Below are 15,600 nucleotides of genomic sequence, written 5' to 3'. Positions count from 1 at the left end.
CTGGACAGAGCAAAGAACTGACCTCCGTTAATTGCATCGGTTGAATGTACTGATACATCACCGGCAGCTACATGGGTAATTCTTTGTGCATTACCGCTTCCATGACTGGCATCATATGCACTTATACTGCTATTCCATTGCAGTGCATCCTGATTAAGCGTACTTATATGGTTATTAACGGTATTTAAAGACTCTGTTAATATACTTGCTGAGCTGTCAATACGCGAAGAAAGCGTGTTGATACCAGTATCCGTACTGGTCGACAGATCGGTTAAACTCTCACCTATACCATCAGACAGCCGGCTCAGATGCTCATGTATAGCAGATGACAAACCGGTAACGATCTCTGAAGTGCTAACAAACGAACTGCTCACACCACTTGAAACACTGCCAGAAAATTCTTGGAAATTGTTGGAGATATTTTCTGATAGCGTATCGAATTGCTGAGAAAGTGAACCTGATGCCGTAGTTGCTGAATCTTCTATTGTACTTAAGCTGGAGAGTATTGAACTGCGCCAGGTGGACAAATGACCATCAGACACAGTTGACAGACTGTGTAACTGAGCACCAGTAACGGCATCAGATGAATCTGATGCTATCAGACCGGCAGCTACATTGGTAATTCTTGCCGGATTTTTGGTTGCTCGACTGGCATCATAAGCAGCAATATCGCTGTTCCATTGTAATGCATTCTGCTCTAATCCGCTCACCCGGGTATCCAGACCGGTAATACTGGAAGAAAGCGTACTTACATTAGTATTAATCAAACTGCTTAATGTCGTTGACAAACTACTAAAACGCCCGCTGATATTATCATTCAGTGCATTAAATGTGCTATTGGTGGTATACAGCTGACCTGCAGTAATAGCATCAGCCGAACCGAGACGCAGATCACCTTCATCTGCGTTCTTAATCAGATGTTTTTCATCTTTCTGACCATGACTGGCATCAAATGCACTCAGTGAGCTGTTCCACTGTAATGCATTTTGATTAAGAATAGCTATTTCATTGTCAGGGGAAATAAATGCAGAGGATACACTTGATGACAAGTGTGTAATATTATTTTCAATATTTTCCCTGTTTTGTACCAACTGCGACAGCTTCGAATCAGCATTATCAGATAAAGCTGTGGATAAACTGCTGATACCCGTGCTAAAGCTATTGGATACATCTGTCAGTTTATTTCCCAGATCAGTAATACTGCTGTTAGTGCTGTACAGCTGTGCACCAATCACTGCATCTGACGAACCTTCATTCAGACTACCAGCTAATACATGCGTAATGACGCCTGGCTTACCACGATGGCTGGCAACATAGTTTTTGCCATCCCATTGCACAGCATCATCCTGCAGAGCGGAAATACTGGTATTGATATGAGTCAGATCGGCTGCTGTAGTAGTCTCCAGACTGGTCAGCTGACTCTTAGTTTGCTGCACTTTTTCGGATAAATCAGTTATCGTTTCATCATTTTTTTGAGCGATACTCTGTATGGAGCTGCTAATATTATTTATACCGGTACTTAAACTTGCTCCCAGATTACTGATAGCGGCATCAGTGTTATACAACTGATTACCTGTTACCGCATCTTTTGATCCTTCTGTCAGCCGGCCATCAGCAACATGAGTAATTTTTTGCATTCCGTTTTTACCAAAACTGGCATCATAAGCACCATCATTCCATTGCAGTGCCTGCTGTAACCCAGAAATTTGGTTATTTATCTCACCCAGACGTGACTGAGTTCCGGTAGACAGGCTTTCCAGTCCGGGAAAAGATGAATTCTGCATGGCAGCTGACAAGCTGCTCAAATTACTGTCCGTAGTACTGATAAACTTAGATGTATTGCTGTCAAACGCAGTAGAAAGTGAATCTATACTACTATTGGTAGCGAATAACTGCGCACCGGTAACAGCATCGGATGATGTATCATGTAAAATGTCCCCTTTAGCCACATTAGTGATTTTGTTTTTTCCATTATCACCCTGATTATGGCTGGCATCATAAGCTTTTCCATTCCACAATAAACTATCCTGCTGCAGAGTAGCAATATGTGAGTTAGCTGTCTGTACACCGGAATCCATATTACCGTGCACACTATTGATATCTGTAGCAATAGAATTACTCAGACTCGTTTGCGCAGCAGTAAGACTGCTATCAATCTTATCGGAATAAATATTAAACTGATTATCAGATTCTGCTTTCAGATCACTGATTCTGGTATTGGTCCGGTATAACTGCCCTCCGGTTACGGCATCCGTTGAATCGGACTGCAAACTGCCCTCTGCTACATGGGTAATTTTCTCCGTACCATCAGGATTACCGTGACTGGCATCATAAGCGTTCCCGTTCCACAACAACAGATTTTTCTTTAAACCCGCTATTTGATTACCTGCCGTACTCAGACTGCTACTAATGGTATCAGCCAGGCGATTAATTTCAGTATCAGATAAACCATTTAATGAATTTATTGCCTGGTTTACAGCAGCGATACTTGTAGACGTAGACACCGAGAATACATGAATCTGACCCATATTAATCAGATCAGTTGAATTTTCTTTTACCTCGCCGGCCGCTATATTGGTAATGTTCTGGTTTCCCTGCGTACCGTGAGCAGCACTGTATGCCTTATCTTCACTATTCCACAGTAAAGCATTACTTTGTAAGGCACTGAGACTCGTATTGGAACCGTTCACAAGTTCCATACCGCTTTGCAGCGTATTTTCAGAATATCTGCTCAGTTGTGTCGACAAGCTACTCAGTCCGGTAGCAGTTGAAGCCGTTAAATTATTCAGAGATGTGTTTGTTGAATCTAACTGTGCTCCGGTAACAGCATCAGCTGATGAATCAGTTAAATCAGCCCCGGCTACTCCGGTAATAGTCTGATTTTTTCCAGCACGCTGTGCATTAAAGCTCTTTCCGTCAAACAACAGTACTTGTTGCTGCAATGCCGAAATGTTGCTATTAATCTGACCGACAGAGCGCAAAGCACTTGCTGTCAGTGTACTTACACTAGTATCTATCTCGGTATTCAGATCATAATACTGACCACCGGTTACCGCATCAGTTGAAGCGAAATCAACAACACCGGCAGAGACATGAGTGATTTTCTGATTTTCATCATTATCACCGTGTCTGGCACGATACACCCTATGAATATCATCCCATTGCAGTGCATCATTTTGTAAAGCAGCGACTTGATTACCTGTATCACTCAGACTTGTTGATAGTTTTTCCAGACCGGAAGATTCATACAGTGAGCTGGATAAACTACTGAAACTTGTGCTGACGCTATTGGACAGACTGCTAATATTGGTATTAGTGGCATGCAACTGACCGCCGGTTACGGCATCGGTTGAATCAGCTGCTAACGAACCTTCTGCCACACCTGTTATCTTGTGGTCAGTATTATCATTATCAGCCCTGAATTCGCCTTCAGGCAAACCATTCCATTTTAATATGCCTGTTTGTAGATTATGGATACCGGTAGAAACCGATGTGGAATAACTATCTATACCAGTATTGATTTGGCTGGCTGAAGTATCAACTATATTTTTAGCCTCAGTGGAACCGCTATTAAGCGTACTCAGACCACTATCTATACTGGATGATAAAGAGCTCAGCGACGAATTGGTCGCATAAAGCAGTCTGCCATTAACCAGATCGGTTGAACCGGCGTTGCTGATATCTGCATCAGCTACGTGAATGATTTTACGCGGCGTTTTGCCATCATAAATTTTAGCGTCATAGAACCCGCCCTGATCCAGCAGGAGCTTTTTCTGTATAGAAGTAATATTATCTGCTAAAGATGTACTCAGCCGGGAAATATTTTCTCCTACTTCACCAGAAGTATTCTGATCACCAAACTTCTGCTTTATCTGCGATGAAACAGTATTGATGCTGCTATTAAGCGGATCAAATTTTGCAGGCATTGCAGCAGAACTACTGATGATAGTCTGATCTGCTGCAATCAGATTAGCATCAATACTGGTTGACGCAGACGAAAAAATACCCGGAACTGAAAAGCTCAGATTTTTTAACTGAGCAACATTAACTGCATCCGTATCCTCGGTACCCGCCGCAACATCTGTAATCTGCCGGGTAATATTTTGTTTTGGGTCAGTATTGCCTACGGCAACAGCACCATTGGTACTTTTCCAGGCAGCTGTACTAACCGGATCGCTGTAGGTTGCATGATTATTTGGATTATAGCCGGCAACATCCTGAGCTGTATTCGCCAGAGAACCGGAACCCAGAGCAACACCGCCAGACACCGTAGCCTCCGCACCAGTACCTATTGCCATAGCATCAGCACCGCTAACAGAGGTTTGATTACCCAGAGCAAGAGCATTATCTGCACTAATGCTGGCGTGATTACCAATTACCGTTGCTCCGGTACCTGCAATACCTGTTAAGATACCTACTGTATTATCGCTACCGATAATATGAGCACCGTCAACGGCATTATTGATCACATTGTTGTTACCGAAGATGGCGGTATTGGCTGCCGAAATACCGTCTGTAATAAGGCTCCCTTTCGTATCAAAGTTCCCGCCTGTATTACTGTTACCCAGAGATAAAGTTTTATTCCCTTTAATATGGGTATAGTGTGTTGTTACATTTTTCTGCGTACCGTCAACCGTGTTGTAGGTAGTAGGTGTCTGGGCACTGCCGATAGCAATTGATTGCTCACCATCTACCGCGTTACCGGAACCGATACCGATACTTTGCTTGCCGGCAAGAATATTATCGTTACCAATGGCTACGCTGGAATCCAGTCCTGCATGAGCCCCTACCCCGACACCTACAGCACCGTCAGCATTAGCCCGTGCCTGCAAACCCAGCGCAACACTTCCCACACCATCAGACTGAGCCACAGAACCCAGAGCAACACCGGACACACCGGTAGCTTCAGATGAAATTCCGATCGCATTGGATGCCCGCCCGGAAGCCAGTGCTGCCGGACCAAACGCCTGAGCTCCGCCAGCTGTAGCAGTAGCATTGATACCAAAAGCCAGGGCATTATTACCTGTTGCCAGGGATGCACACCCGTAGGAAAAAGACGCGGTACCGTATGCCCTTGCTATATCATTATGTGCTCCCTTAGTAACGATATCATTCTGATAACCGGCAGTACCGTAACCTTTACCTATAATAGTTGTCCAATTGCCAGAGCCCCATTGTTCTGCTTGAGTGGTTGAGCCATACGGTGTGTATATATATTTACCCTTCTGATATTCCTTATTCTGTGCAAACCGCAAATATTCTTCTAGCGGGGTAATCATGTTTCCTGCTTTTACTGCTCCGGAACGATCCTGAACAACATCATGACCACAGTAGTCATCATCATCCCCTGCTATATTAACTGCACTAAAGCTGGTTTTAGCAGCACTCGTGTTAATATACGACCCCCAGAGAGTAGTCCGGTCAGCCGCTGCTACTGCATCAGCAGAATACAAAGACATATTGATCAGCGAGGCAAGTAATCCGAGTCTGAAAGTACAAAGACCCATTCTGGCCAACAGAGATGGCTTAGCAGTATCACTGGAAACCGCATTGGCCTTGGTTTTACTTTTTGCTAATTCAGAAGCGGCCACCCAGGTCTGAGTGGATTCGTTCCATATCGCACGATATATTTTATTCAATTGGTTTACTCCTAATTTTTTAAAATCATGCGTTTATCAAAATTACTTTAATAAATTAAAGATAGATTAAAATTAAGTTAAATTATTCAGAAATATAACATAAATATTTAAATGAATGCGAATGAATAAGTGACATTTTTATACTTAAACACAGGCAAAATCATGCCTAAATCTCAGAAATAAATAATTTTAACTATATAATTTATATAATTTTTTTATATTTGTATTTTAACCATTTATTCTTATACGTTATTTATTTATTTATTATCAAATGTATTATAAAAGCGACAATATATTAAATAAGTTAAATTTTAGTAACGATTAATCCGTGTCAGTAATGGTTTAATTTTTCCTTTTTAAACTACTATAATATATGTATTTTTTGTGACACTTTACTGTGTATTCCATTATTATTTATGCTATTAAGATAATATACTGTTTTTGAAAATATTATTAATTATTAACAATATAATAAAATTATTATGCAATATTTATATCTTATAAATTAAAACTTTAAAAGCTAATTGTTTCATATTAAACAATAGCAAGTCATCAATTTAAATAAATTTTTGCGGATAAAATCAAATGTACCGGACCATAGTTGCTATTTCTGCTTTATAAGAGGAATAAACCAACTATCAGAGAGTTAAACCTGCTCTTAAGCTAGAAAGCATCAGCCAGCCTGTACATAAAGCATCGACTAACGGCAGCAATTGCTGATTTTAATCAAAATTTCAGGGATAAATTTTTATCAGCGACATATGGTACAGCTGATGAAATAAGTAAACTATGAGCAAAACCAATAGTCGAGCAAACTGCACATTTATCGGTATATGAATTTTGTATTACTGATTCAAGCTGTGTGACTTAAATAAAAATCTTTTGTTCTGTTACTATCAGATAAGGTTATTAGTTTAAATAAACCAGAATAAAAAGTTTACCGCTTGTGTATAAATCTGTGGATATCATTTTATAGCAGATAATAAGTCCACATATAACTATAAATACTGATCAAATATTTCCGAAGATTTTTTTGATGTTTCAATACTCGCTTTATTGACAGCAATTCCTGGTAGCAGTCTCCAAATATAAGACTATATTGTTCTTGTTGTAACTAAGAGATAATGAGATTTACTACCACCACCATCATAAATAGATTGTGTCCATGAAAAATCTTTATTAATAAAAATATATTTTTATTATCCAAATTAAAAAATTTATCTTTTAGTTATTTCTCCACAGATATCTAATCGCAGGCTTTCTTCTAATAAAACAAGACATATTAAACTTATTCTTTAAGTAGATCACTGATTTTCAATATCTAGTTTCGCTGAATAAGCAAAAAAGTGTTCCGTAATAAAACAAAAAATAAGATTATTTACTCTGTAAATTTTTATATTTATCAAATGTTAAGGGGTTTTATATCCATAAATAGTAAAAATATTATCTTTTCTGTCATAAGGTATATTCAGCCGGTTAAGTATTGTCCTGAAAGCTTCTGTTTCATCTAAAACTTCATTTTCCACTAAACGCCCGCGATATTTGCTTAATTGCGGACATACTTTTATCCATTCAATATTAAATAATGCTGGTAGACCCTCATGATAATAATTTGACCAGTCACCTATCCACCAGGGTATTTTTTCAAAAGAAGGTTCTACAATATCGTCACCATCGGTAACACATCGCAGTATATACGGAGGCGGAAATAATAATTCTTTAACTGCATATTGAAGTTCAAGCCATTTAGTGTCATTCATAAATGAAACAAGTTGTTTTTTTGCAATGATGGCAGAAACTTTTATTTTTAGCTTACAGATATAGTTGCTATGGTGACTAATAATAGTTTTATATTCTTCATATAATTCTGTTACTGAGTTCGGCTTATTTAAAGACATATATTTCCGGCATTGTATATTTCACACTGATAATTCAACCAAATATATCAAAGGAAAATATTGATGTCAGCACTGACATTTCAGGATACAGATTTTACAGCAGGTTTGCTAAGCCAAACTGATAAATCGGTTAGCAGCGTTATATCTGCTTATTTTTTAATGTCAAACTAACCTGAACAAGCAATATTACCCGGTAATAACTGAAGTATTTATCTAACCTGAAACACATCATAGGAAATAAGATAAGATACTCAAAAAAGCTGTCTGAAATGAATATAGTAGCAGACTGATTATCATTACCCATGGACTTATTAAAAGAAGATTTGGAGCGGACAACGGGATTCGAACCCGCCCGAACTGCTTGGGAAGCAGTTATGCTACCACTACATCATATCCGCACAGCAATTGCTTATTATAAATATGCAATGTTACCGGTAAGCTTACTGTTGTGGATTATAGCCTTATTAATACCAAACAACCAGATAACATTTCTATTCGGTTTAGAAATTCAGAATTAGGCACAGCAATAGTTAGCATCGCCTATTCAATATCCGGCTGATTCACTGAGAATTGCAACAGATTATTTTCTCCGGCCATTGAAATTTTGACAGATTATTAGGCCTGATTCGAAATTTACTGATCACTAATAGTTAACATCTTTACTGGGAAAAATTTCAGCATATTTTTAAATAAAATAGGTGCTTAAAAACCATATTTTTGGCCAGAAATCCGGCGATTGTGGATAAATACTGGATAAATGACTATGTGCAGACAATCCAGTATTGATGACAACTATCATTTTATATGGTGTCTGTTATCAATAATCGATATCTGAATGAGTCATATTTAATTTTGATTATAATTGCTGATAATACACAGTTAATAAAGAATATTCTGATGCTTAAATCCTCTTATTGAAACCAGTTCAAATTTTTCGCATAAAACAGTTTTATACTGATCTCTCAAAATCGTTAGAATATGCCGATTTACTTTAACTGCTGAGGATGTAATCAAGTTATAGACAGCATTATCCATAGCATCATTTTTATATTTATCCACAGAATCGATTCAATTACAGTTTTATATTCTTATCATTTGCCTGTGCTAAGCTAAAATTGAATATCACGATAATCAAAATTTATCTTAATAATTTGATAGTACATATTAATTATCTGGTTTAGCCAAAAAATTATGTATTCTGTTCGGCTAAACTAAACAGAATACATAATTAAAATATCTGTTGATAAACAGGATAAAATATAAAAATCAGACTTAGTTATCCACAGCTTTTAATGCTTTTGCACCAATATCATGCCGGTATTGCATACCGGCAAATTTTATCGATTCCAGAGCAGTATAAGCTTTGGTTTGTGCAGTTTTGATATCTGCACCTAATCCGACTACACATAATACCCGTCCGCCATGGGTAACCAGTTCATGCCGGGAATTAAACGCTGTACCGGCATGGAAAACTTTTCCGGTTTGATTAGCCTCAGTAATCCCGGAAATTACATCTCCCTTACGCGGATCCTGTGGATAACCAGCCGCCGCCAGTACCACACCAACAGCAGCCTGATCTCGCCATTCAGCGGTCACCGTATCAAGCCGGCTGTCCAGAGCAGCTTCTATCAGCTCCACCAGATCACTTTGTAACCGGCACATAATCGGCTGAGTTTCCGGATCACCAAACCGGCAGTTAAATTCTATGGTATACGGTGCTCCGCTATCATCTATCATTAAACCGGCATACAGAAAGCCGCGATAAGGATGACCGTCAGCCTGCATTCCCTTTACTACAGGAAGAATAATTTCATCCATTACCCGCTGATGTACAGCATCAGTCACTACCGGAGCAGGAGAATAAGCACCCATTCCGCCGGTATTTGGTCCTTTATCGAAATCAAGCAGGCGTTTGTGATCCTGACTGGTAGCCATGGGTAAAACATGCTCACCATCTACCATAACAATAAAGCTGGCTTCTTCTCCCTGTAAAAAATCTTCGATTACCACCCGGCTGCCGGCAGCACCCATAGCATTGTCCCGCAACATATCATCTACAGCCTGATGAGCTTCGGCCAGCGTCATAGCAACAATCACTCCCTTACCGGCTGCCAGACCATCAGCCTTGATAACAATCGGTGCGCTTTTCTGACTGATATACTGATGAGCAGCTTCAGCATCAGTAAAAGTCTGATAGGCAGCTGTGGGGATACCCGTTCTGGCCATAAACGCCTTAGCAAAATCTTTAGAACTTTCCAGCTGAGCGCAATATTGGCTCGGACCAAAAACAGCCAGACCAGCGGCCGTAAATTTATCCACAATACCGGCTGCCAGTGGTGCTTCCGGGCCGACTACTGTAAATGCTATTTGCTGTTCACGACAGAAGGCAATCAACTGCTGATGATCAGTTACAGCAAGGTTGAGCAGCTTTGGTTCTGTTGCAGTACCGGCATTACCCGGAGCTACATAAACCGTATTTACTTTGGGAGACTGTGCTAAACGCCAGGCCAGAGCGTGTTCCCTTCCGCCGCTGCCGATAACCAGTAATTTCATATACCCCTTCTCCAAAATAAGGTGTGTATGCAGCCAGCCGGCTGCGTTTTATAGCATTAACCAGTAATATTCAGTTATCCAGTTTAACATCAATCATCCGCAGCTTGCGTAAAGATGACAGCCCGCTTTCCAACTGAGCAAGCGGCAGACGGACAGACAGACAGCACTGCTGCTGCAGATCCTGCTGTATTATCTGTGCCTGCTGCTGCCGGCACCAGCGCATTGCTTCACTTAAATGAGCATAATCACAATAAAGCCATAATTGACGGCATATATCCAAACAAATTTTATCAGCAGCTTCTATCGCTGCCGCAGTAGCAGATTTATAAGCATGGATCAGCCCGGGCACTCCCAGCAAAGTACCACCAAAATAACGTATTACTATCACTACAACGTTAGTGATATTCGCAGAATCAATCTGTCCCAGGATCGGCCTGCCGGCACTGCCGGCAGGTTCTCCATCATCATTGGCACGATAACGGTTACCGTCTACGCCCAGACGCCAGGCAAAACAGCAATGACGTGCCTTATGATGCTGTTCCCGCAAAGTTTGCACATACTGGCGAATTTCTGACTCATCCTGCACCGGATAGGCAAAGGCCAGAAAACGGCTGCCTTTATCTTTAAATTCAGCCTGTGCCGGTGCTGCCAGCGTTGTGTACTGATAAATTGTACTCATTTTTCCGCAATAGCCTGCCTGATTGCGGCCGCAAATGCATCAACTTGTTCAGGCGTGGTATCAAAACTGGTCATCCAGCGTACCTCTCCTTTGCTTTCATCCCAGTCATAAAAATGAAACTGCTGATGCAAACGGGCACGAGCATTAGCAGGTAATATGGCAAATATGGCATTTGCCTGAACTTTTTGAGTAACCGATACTTGCTCAATTGCGGTCAATGATGCAACCAGCCGCTTTGCCATCAGATTACTGCTGGCGGCCAGATCCAGCCACAGATCGTCTTCCAGCCATGCCAGAAATTGTGCTGAAATAAAACGCATTTTTGCGCCAAGCTGAGCATTAATTTTACGCAGATACGGCATAGCAGCATGAGTATCTGCGCGCATACTGATGATACATTCGCCCTGCAGCATACCATTTTTAGTACCGCCCAGATTAAGCATATCCACACCTGTATCAGTAATCATGGTTCTGGTGTCAGTATTTTCCGCTACCAGTGCATTCGCCAGCCGTGCTCCATCCAGATAAAGCTGCATATTATGTTTATGACAATATTCGGCCAGATTACGGATTTCAGCCACACTATAACAAGTGCCCAGCTCAGTAGTCTGGCTGATATACACAACTGCCGGCTGAGCACGATGTTCCATTCCAAAACCCCAGGCTTGCCGGGCTACCTGTTGCGGGGTTAATTTACCATCATCAGTAGCAACCGTCAGGAGCTTTACGCCGGCCAGATGTTCAGGCGCCACTCCTTCATCACACTGAATATGTGCGCTCTCCGCACAAATCACCGCACCCCAGCGCGGCAACAATGCCTGTAAAGCGGTAACATTGGCTCCGGTTCCGTTAAATACCGGAAAAGCTTCAGCCTGCTCACCAAATAACTGTTTGATTTTCTGTTGCAGAGCAAGCGTATACACATCAGCACCATAAGCAGGCTGATGTCCGCCATTAGCAATTGTCAGTGCCTGGATAATTTTCGGGTGAACACCTGAATAATTATCTGATGCAAATGCATAACTTTGATTATCATGTAATCGGTTCATCGTTTTAAGCTGAATTTTTTATAAAAGACATCATAAAAATTGCCTGAATACTGGGTATATTCAGGCAGTTTACCGGCAATCAGTTACAGCAAACCGGATACTTTTTACCTGTTTGTTTCAAGGCTAAACTGTTGAATAATGTTTCACGTGAAACATTATTCAACAACCATCAGCAATTTAATGTCCGAGAGCCTTTAACTGTTCAAGCAGTTCTGGTACAGCAGTATTTAAATCAGCAACCAGCGCATAATCAGCTACATTAAAAATTGGAGCATCAGCATCTTTATTAATAGCCACAATAACTTTACTGTCTTTCATTCCGGCCAGATGCTGAATGGCTCCTGAAATACCAATAGCAATATATAACTCCGGTGCGACTACTTTCCCTGTCTGCCCTACCTGATAATCGTTCGGAGCATAACCGGCATCCACAGCCGCGCGTGAAGCACCGATAGCTGCATTCAGGGTATCGGCAAGCGGGTTGAGAAGTGCAGCAAAATTTTCAGCACTGCCCAAACCACGTCCGCCACTGACTACCACTTTAGCAGTAGTCAGCTCAGGATGATCTGATTTGGTCAGTTTACGTTCAATAAAACGGCTTAATTCAGGCACAGGAACAGCGGCAACAGATTCAATTGCTGCTTGTCCGCCAGCAGATTCTGCCAGAGCAAATGCGGTAGTCCGGATTGTCAGCAACTGTTTCGATTGTTCACTACGCACTGTTTGCAAAGCATTTCCGGCATAAATCGGGTGAACAAATGTCTGACTGTCGATAATGGCAACAACATCAGAAACAGGGGCACAATCAAGTAAAGCTGCAACACGCGGTAACAAATTTTTACCGAAACAAGTAGCTGCTGCAATAATATGATCATATGAATCAGCAAGTTGCACTACCAGTGGAGCTACTGCTTCCGCCAATACCTGAGCATAGCCAGGGGCATCAGCCAGTAATACTTTTCGTACCCCGCTAATTTGCTGTGCCTGGGCAGCGATACCGGCTACATTGTGCCCGGCTATCAAAATATCAATTTCTCCCAGTTGCTGTGCTGCAGATACAGCATGCAAAGTAGCCTCATCCAGACAGGATTGCTGATACTCAGCAATAATCAATACAGACATTAATATCTCCTTTAAATGACTTTTGCTTCGTGATGCAATCTGTCTACCAGCTCAGCCACATTTCCAACCCGGATGCCGGCAGCCCGCTCAGCAGGTTCAGTTACCTTTAACTGTACTAACCGCGGGCTGATATCCACACCCAGCTCAGCTACTGTTTTTTTCTCAAGCGGTTTCTTTTTTGCCTGCATAATATTCGGCAGCTTGATATAGCGAGGTTCATTCAGCCGCAAATCAGTACTGATTACAGCAGGTAATTTCAGCGCAAGCTGTTCCTGTCCGCCGTCAATTTCACGGGTAACCAGCACTTCATCTGCTTTAAGCTCTATTTTGCTAGCAAAAGTACCCTGAGCAAACTGCATTAAAGCGGCAAGCATTTGTGCCGTCTGATTGGCATCATCATCAATTGCCTGCTTACCCAGTAACAATAACTGCGGCTGCTCGGTTTCGGCCACGGCTTTTAATAACTTAGCCACGGCCAGCGGCTCGAGCTTTTCATCTGTTTCAACATGAATGGCACGATCAGCACCCATTGCCAGAGCTGTACGCAAGGTTTCTTCACACTGTTTCACACCTAAAGATACCACCACCACCTCAGTGGCTTTACCGGCCTCCTTTAAACGTACAGCTTCTTCCACAGCTATTTCATCAAACGGATTCATCGACATTTTCACATTGCCAATATCCACATCTGATTCATCAGGTTTAACACGTACTTTCACGTTGTAATCGACAACACGCTTTACCGCTACCAATATTTTCATCTGAACCACCCTTAGATTAATCATAACCGGCAATCATCAGTGATTACCGGTATTCTGATTGCAGATTAACCACCGCAATACAGATAAATCAGCTAATCAGTGTAATTTAATTGCTACTATCAATTTATACTTAACCGGATATAGTAACAGAAATACAGATAAACTGCCGACACTCAGTTGGAAATATCATTTTGCTGTTCAAATATGATTTGTGGATAACTTTATCCGGCAGGTTTTAAAATCACTGTGTACAATAATTTTTAATTCTGTAAAAAATAATCAACAGCTATAAACAGATCAATTCAGTCTAATTTCCGGTATGAAATAAAACCATTGCAACTTAAAATCCGTAATTTAACACAATTATTTTTTATAATATTAAAATCATATAGTTAACCACTCCCCTACTCTGTTATATTTATCCACAGGCAGGTCTTCAGGCTACGAGTCCGGAATACCGGTTTAATAATTTATTCTGGTTGAAATCATGAATCACACATTTCCATACAAGATTAAAATCCACAGAAATTCACTTATCACTAAAAATTAAATTATCCACAATCATAATGGTCTGTTTATCGTTATTAATAATATTTTTAATTAGAAAATATACTTTTAAACAGCTAATAAATCAGTAATACTGCCAGATAAACAAGCTGTTTCGAATTTATACGGAAATCAGTATAAAACAGTAAATAATATAAATATATTTATCAACAATTTAAACGATAATATTATGATTCCGTGCATAACTTAAGTAGTCGGATATCAGCTGAAACTCATTTAATGATTAATTTAAGCATAATAAAAACAATAAATTAATTATTTTATCCACAATTTATATACAGAGAAATATACTAATTACCGTACAATATACCTGTTCTGATTAATCACATTTTGTACGTTTTATGCCCGCATCTTCTGAAAATTCCGGTCTGCACTGGACAATCCACCCGATTGGTTACATTAATTCTCCCTATAAACAAAAATTCGGAGTTGCCCGGCAGCCAGGATTAGTACCGGCAGCTCAGGCATATATCGATTTATCCACAGAATTTACTGCTGAATGTATACGCGGTTTAAGTGATTATGAATATATCTGGGTTCAGTTTATTTTTCATGCCACCATTAAAGACGGCTGGCAACCTCTGATCAGACCGCCAAAATTAGGAGGTAAAGAAAAAAAAGGGGTTTTTGCAACTCGCAGTCCGCACCGGCCTAATCATTTGGGTTTATCACTGGTAAAACTGGAGCGGATTGAATGTAACAAACAGATTCGATTGTATGTAAGTGGTGTGGATTTTCTCGATCAGACACCAGTAATTGATATCAAACCCTATATTCCGTTTGTTGAGGCTAAACCTTATGCACATAGCAGTTTTGCACATGAGCGCGAATTACTGACAGTTCACTGGTCACAACATGCATTAAATCAAATGCAATTTTTTTCATTAGATTCTGAATATTTTCAATTAGTTAATCAAAGTCTTGCCCAGGATCCGCGACCGGTGCATCAGCACCATACAGACAAAGTTTTTATTATGCATCTGGGTAATTTTGATGTTTTATTTCAATTCAGAGATAAATCTGTTGAAGTAACCGGATTACGCGAACATGTCGAAATTTAAAATTATTATTCAAATAAAAATATAAATAATAAATGGATGAAGACAAAGACGAAGCCATACATCCTGTGGAAAACTTAAAATATCACTATAAATCATATTTTTATTTGTAGATAAGTTATTAAATGCATCTGCGGATGATTTGTGGATTATGTGGATAATTTTTCTGATACTATTGTTCGCTGTGGATAATTAACAGAAATCAATGCTGATAGCAATAATTTATCCACTGTTTGGCAAATTTCATTACCTTTACCAGTGAAATTCGTTACCA

Annotated in this window: 8 protein-coding genes and 1 tRNA gene; 1 reads left to right on the top strand and 8 read right to left on the bottom strand. The window is 40.2% G+C overall.

The window, feature by feature from the left end:
* The 8 genes from GY065_RS00045 to GY065_RS00010 form a co-directional block, all read right to left on the bottom strand.
* Positions 1-5,639: ESPR-type extended signal peptide-containing protein (locus GY065_RS00045; RefSeq protein WP_174832525.1), on the bottom strand; the 5,639-nt coding region annotated here is incomplete at its 3' end.
* Between the two features lie 1,409 nt (positions 5,640-7,048).
* A complete protein-coding gene (locus GY065_RS00040; RefSeq protein ID WP_174832524.1) occupies positions 7,049-7,537 on the bottom strand; it encodes a DUF6678 family protein in 489 nt (162 codons plus the stop codon).
* A gap of 324 nt (positions 7,538-7,861) precedes the next feature.
* Positions 7,862-7,935: transfer RNA gene (locus GY065_RS00035), tRNA-Gly, on the bottom strand.
* 874 nt (positions 7,936-8,809) lie between these two features.
* A complete protein-coding gene (purD, locus tag GY065_RS00030) occupies positions 8,810-10,090 on the bottom strand; it encodes a phosphoribosylamine--glycine ligase (RefSeq protein WP_174832523.1) in 1,281 nt (426 codons plus the stop codon).
* Positions 10,091-10,160: 70 nt separating this feature from the next.
* Positions 10,161-10,769, bottom strand: coding sequence for a YigZ family protein (locus tag GY065_RS00025; RefSeq protein WP_174832522.1), 609 nt, complete (start codon positions 10,767-10,769; stop codon positions 10,161-10,163).
* Positions 10,766-11,818, bottom strand: a complete 1,053-nt coding sequence (locus GY065_RS00020; protein WP_174832521.1) for a low specificity L-threonine aldolase — start codon at positions 11,816-11,818, stop codon at positions 10,766-10,768. Before GY065_RS00020 ends, GY065_RS00025 begins: the two co-directional genes overlap by 4 nt.
* Before the next feature lie 177 nt (positions 11,819-11,995).
* On the bottom strand, positions 11,996-12,940 hold the full coding sequence (locus GY065_RS00015; RefSeq protein WP_174832520.1) for an electron transfer flavoprotein subunit alpha/FixB family protein: 945 nt from the start codon (positions 12,938-12,940) through the stop codon (positions 11,996-11,998).
* 11 nt (positions 12,941-12,951) lie between these two features.
* A complete protein-coding gene (locus GY065_RS00010; RefSeq protein ID WP_025329661.1) occupies positions 12,952-13,701 on the bottom strand; it encodes an electron transfer flavoprotein subunit beta/FixA family protein in 750 nt (249 codons plus the stop codon).
* Between the two features lie 935 nt (positions 13,702-14,636).
* On the opposite strand from GY065_RS00010, the gene tsaA reads away from it, so the two are divergent.
* Entirely contained in the window at positions 14,637-15,329 is a 693-nt protein-coding gene (gene tsaA, locus GY065_RS00005) for a tRNA (N6-threonylcarbamoyladenosine(37)-N6)-methyltransferase TrmO (protein ID WP_174832526.1), read from the top strand.
* Positions 15,330-15,600 lie beyond the last annotated feature (271 nt).

The sequence above is a fragment of the Snodgrassella sp. ESL0323 genome (assembly GCF_013346865.1).
Lineage (GTDB): Bacteria > Pseudomonadota > Gammaproteobacteria > Burkholderiales > Neisseriaceae > Snodgrassella > Snodgrassella alvi.
This window is presented reverse-complemented; position numbering and strand designations above follow the sequence as displayed.

What these genes read in the sequence shown, in the direction of transcription:
- GY065_RS00020 (WP_174832521.1), bottom strand. Translation starts at nt 11,818, where the DNA reads ATGAACCGATTACATGATAATCAAAGTTATGCATTTGCATCAGATAAT.
- GY065_RS00040 (WP_174832524.1), bottom strand. Translation starts at nt 7,537, where the DNA reads ATGTCTTTAAATAAGCCGAACTCAGTAACAGAATTATATGAAGAATAT.
- purD (WP_174832523.1), bottom strand. Translation starts at nt 10,090, where the DNA reads ATGAAATTACTGGTTATCGGCAGCGGCGGAAGGGAACACGCTCTGGCC.
- GY065_RS00015 (WP_174832520.1), bottom strand. Translation starts at nt 12,940, where the DNA reads ATGTCTGTATTGATTATTGCTGAGTATCAGCAATCCTGTCTGGATGAG.
- GY065_RS00025 (WP_174832522.1), bottom strand. Translation starts at nt 10,769, where the DNA reads ATGAGTACAATTTATCAGTACACAACGCTGGCAGCACCGGCACAGGCT.
- GY065_RS00010 (WP_025329661.1), bottom strand. Translation starts at nt 13,701, where the DNA reads ATGAAAATATTGGTAGCGGTAAAGCGTGTTGTCGATTACAACGTGAAA.